At 41.6% G+C, this 3,787-nt stretch carries 5 protein-coding genes; all 5 read right to left on the reverse strand.

What is annotated here, in order from left to right:
* Positions 1 to 38 precede the first annotated feature (38 nt).
* The 5 genes from B2107_RS19305 to B2107_RS19325 all read right to left on the reverse strand — a co-directional run bounded on the left by B2107_RS19305 (position 39) and on the right by B2107_RS19325 (position 3,766).
* The gene (locus B2107_RS19305) at positions 39 to 194 is read right to left on the reverse strand and encodes a hypothetical protein (RefSeq protein WP_293957359.1); all 156 of its coding nucleotides are present in this window, start codon (positions 192 to 194) and stop codon (positions 39 to 41) included.
* Position 195: 1 nt separating this feature from the next.
* On the reverse strand, positions 196 to 351 hold the full coding sequence (locus tag B2107_RS19310; RefSeq protein ID WP_293957360.1) for a hypothetical protein: 156 nt from the start codon (positions 349 to 351) through the stop codon (positions 196 to 198).
* A 91-nt stretch (positions 352 to 442) separates the two neighbouring features.
* On the reverse strand, positions 443 to 760 hold the full coding sequence (locus B2107_RS19315) for an HTH domain-containing protein (RefSeq protein ID WP_293957361.1): 318 nt from the start codon (positions 758 to 760) through the stop codon (positions 443 to 445).
* A gap of 7 nt (positions 761 to 767) precedes the next feature.
* Positions 768 to 2,114 (reverse strand): TolC family protein, encoded by a 1,347-nt coding sequence (locus B2107_RS19320; protein WP_312331635.1) that lies wholly within the window; start codon positions 2,112 to 2,114, stop codon positions 768 to 770.
* A gap of 17 nt (positions 2,115 to 2,131) precedes the next feature.
* A complete protein-coding gene (locus B2107_RS19325) occupies positions 2,132 to 3,766 on the reverse strand; it encodes a peptidase domain-containing ABC transporter (RefSeq protein WP_293957363.1) in 1,635 nt (544 codons plus the stop codon).
* Between the last annotated feature and the right edge of the window lie 21 nt (positions 3,767 to 3,787).

Genomic DNA, 3,787 nt, shown 5'->3' on the forward strand with positions numbered 1-3,787 from the left:
CACAGTTCAGTTTACACCCTCCTTGATCCAAAAATACATTATAATGAAGCAATAACTAAGGCAATAGCTTCCAATCCTTTTCTTATCCCTTTTCCAATCTCATATCCCGCATTATATGCTTCATTCCCTCCATCAATAGCAGTCAACTCATCTAAAGTTAATTCTTCCAAATTCATCATTAAATTTTCTTTCATTTTAATACCCCATTAAACCTGCAAAAAAACCATGTGCAAAATCACCCCATATACGAACACTATCCATAGAAGGCCGCATCGAATAATCATTACCAAATCCACCATTAATTAAAGTTAATTCATCGAGACTTAAATTTTGTAATTCTAAAATATTCATTTTTTTTCTATTTATAAAATTAGCTCCTACTCTATTATAAGCCTTTTCGAATTCCTGCTTTCATTGATCAACATTACTAAATTACATTCGCTCACTCCACAAAAACAGTAGTGAATAAAATAGTTGAACAAAAATTCTCACCGCCCGAGATATGGCGGAGTTTATCTTCGCCCAGCACTTCCATCTTCAACAAAATTGAAATCATAAACTCATAAGCATAGTAATACGTATAGCCCTGCCGAGAATACTCTATCGGCGCACCTCGCCCCTTAAGCTCATCCATCATCGCATACAATCGAGAAACAGATATTCCCAGCCGCTTTGCTAATTCAGTAGGTGTCCCCGTCCGTCTCTGGCGGATCAACTTGTCCAACAAATTAATCCGGTCTATATATTGGAATAGCTTCATAAAGATTTTAATTTATCGATCCATAAATCTGATAGCGCAGCATGAGCTGATTGAACACCACATTATATTTGCTGCGGATCGTTTCCGAATCCGCTTTAATCAAATTACTTTTACTCGTATTGACATCATAGATCGATGCCTTGCCCGCTTCAAAACTCCGCAAGGTGTAATCCAATGATTGCGCAGTTGCCATGCTCGCCTCTATCGCAATACCATACTGCTTTCTGTTCTCATTCAATTCAAGCAATAGCTTGTCTAAGATCTGCTGTTGAGCGAGCCTTTCATTGTCGGCTGACAATTGAATATTTTGCTTGTTAAATTCGATCTGTTTCAACTGGCGTTTAGTCTTGCCTTTGTTAAATATGGGTACCGAAACCGTCACAGCGAGCTGCTGGGCAAAGTTGTCTTTGCTTTGTACAAAAAAAGATCGCGTATTGTCCGCTTTTAAAGCATTAAAATAGGTACTTCCTAAACCAGCGGATCCCTTTACCGTCGGAAATAACGCTGCTTTAACTAACTTGGACTCGACCTCAAGTCCAACAGCTTGACTTCGAAGCTTAGCAAATACCGGATTATGCACAAAAGCTTCTTCCCGCAGGCTTGATGAATCCGAAAAAGCATGCCCTTGCAGGAGCTCATTCTCCACTACTGGGACAGCCAGTTCTAAGTTACTATAGTCCGGATAGTTCATCAGCTGGGCTAACTTAAGCAAGGACTGTCGCCGATCTTTGTGATACTGTTGGTATTGCTGTTTCTCTCGCGCCAGATTGGCTTTTGCTTCGGCAACTACCGACACAGCTGTTGCCCCTACCGCCGTACTTTTCTCGGCTTTATCCAGTAACTGCTGTGAAAATTGCATGGCCGAATCCTGTGAGACCAATAGTGCCTGAGCCAGCAATGTCTGCAGATAGGCTTCCATCAGCTGAACAGTAAGATTTCTTTTCAATATCTCCTTTTCGACACGTTCCTGTTCCGCTTCAGAAGCCGCTTTCTTGGCTTGGTTTCGAAAATAGTTATATTGATATAGGGTCAGTTCCGCATTGATCCCCATGTTGCTATTCAGATTGTCATTGCGCCGAATCGTACCAAACACATCCTGTGATGATCCAAAAGTGGTATACCCATTTGCATAGCCATTCACACTTGGCAAGCGTTCCCGCAATGCCATTTGCTGATCCAGCACTTTTATCTCAGCCTTGATATCCTGCTGTTTTATCGGTAGATTATGAGTCACTGCATAATCAATACAATCCCGTAAAGTCCAGGCTCGTTGCGCCAGTACATTCGTAGATAACAGTACCGCTAAATAAATAAACCAGCACTTTATCCTACATCTTTGATAATTTTTCATCATTGAATAAAAAACAACAGTTAGTTTAACACGATCGATTGCTTTTTCCACATATCCTTATAAGCAGACTCTTGGGTTAATAATTCCTCATGTTCGCCCTGTTCGATAAGTACTCCATCTTTAAGCACCATAATGGTATCGGCCTCAGCGATCGTACTCAGCCGATGTGCAATCACAATCATTGTCTTACCCGAATCTTTAAAGCGACGGAATGCTCGCTGGATTACCTGTTCTGTTGAAGTATCCAAAGCCGAAGTCGCTTCGTCTAAAATGAGAATATCCGGATTGCGGTATAATGCTCGTGCAATGGCAATTCGTTGTCGCTGTCCACCGGATAGCATGGATCCATTTTCACCAAGCTGGGTTTCAAAACCAGCTGGAAGCTTTTCAATAAAAGACATCATGTCCAATTCATTGACTACCTGCAACAGCCGCTGAAAATTGGGAACATCCTCTCCGACGGCAATATTACTAACGACGTTACCCGAAAAAAGATCAATCTGCTGGGGCACAATGGCAATGCGTTCCCGAAGGGAACTCTTCGAAATATAGTTCAAATCGTATTGACCGATAGAAATCTTGCCCTCCTGTAGTCGATACAACTGCTGAATAAGCGCTCCTAGCGTAGTCTTCCCGCTTCCACTCTCCCCGATCACGGCCGTCATCTTGCCTTGTTGTATCCGGCAACTAAAATTTCGGAATACCTCTACCCGTGATCCGTAAGAAAAACGTATATTATCAAAGACGATATCCCCAACCAGATCCGAAGTAAGCTGTAATTTCTCTTCTGATTCTTCACGCTCCAGATCCATAATTTCAAACAAGCGATCTGCTGCAATCAATGCATTTTGCAGTGTCTTGTTCATGCCGATCAATTGCGTCACCGGCCCAGTAAAATAACCGATCAAGGCGTAAAATGAGAGTAATTCTCCAGGTGTGATTGTGCGCTCGATCACATAGTATGAACCGGCCCATAAGAGGATAATGGTAAATAACCGCGACAATAACTCGCCAGAGGTGCTGGAAAACAAGCCATTCATCACCGAAGCATAAATGGTTTTCAATAAATGCGAAAACCGATTGTCTGTACCGCTATTAAAATAAGTTTCAATCCCAAACTGCTTGATGGTCTTGACCGAATTGAGCGATTCGACCAGATGAGATTCCAGTTCGGCCCCTTCTTCCATCATCCGGCGCTCTACTTTTTTGTTCAGTTTATTGGAAAGCCAATAGACCCCTAGATAAAAAGGGATAACGAGCAGTATGATCAAGGCCAGTTTCCAGAAATAGGTAAACATAAGCGCGAAGGAAAAGATCACAATCAGCAAATTGACGACAGCCTGTATAGCTATATCATTAATAAAAGCACGAATTTTGACTGCATCGTTAACCCGCGATATAATCTCGCCCACTTTCATTGTATCAAAGAAGCGTTGCGGGAGACTCAGCAAATGTTTATAATAACCTAAAATCAGATATTTATCAATCCTTTGCCCCGTTTGCAAGACCATGACACTTTTCAATGTACCAATGAGCAACTGAAAAATCAGAATGACCAACATACCGATCGAAAGAAGGTTCAATAAGCGCACATTGCCATCGACCAGTACATAATCGGTAATTTTCTCAATGTAAAACGATGTTGAAAGCCCCAGTTGTAATCTCCCCTAAAAATA

Origin of the sequence: Sphingobacterium sp. UBA7855, from assembly GCA_002500745.1 — a bacterium.
In the GTDB taxonomy this organism is placed as follows: Bacteria; Bacteroidota; Bacteroidia; order Sphingobacteriales; family Sphingobacteriaceae; genus Sphingobacterium.

Bases quoted from the DNA above. Each gene is read 5' to 3' on its own strand.
- B2107_RS19305 (WP_293957359.1), bottom strand. From the start codon at position 194: ATGAAAGAAAATTTAATGATGAATTTGGAAGAATTAACTTTAGATGAG.
- B2107_RS19310 (WP_293957360.1), bottom strand. From the start codon at position 351: ATGAATATTTTAGAATTACAAAATTTAAGTCTCGATGAATTAACTTTA.
- B2107_RS19315 (WP_293957361.1), bottom strand. From the start codon at position 760: ATGAAGCTATTCCAATATATAGACCGGATTAATTTGTTGGACAAGTTG.
- B2107_RS19320 (WP_312331635.1), bottom strand. From the start codon at position 2,114: ATGATGAAAAATTATCAAAGATGTAGGATAAAGTGCTGGTTTATTTAT.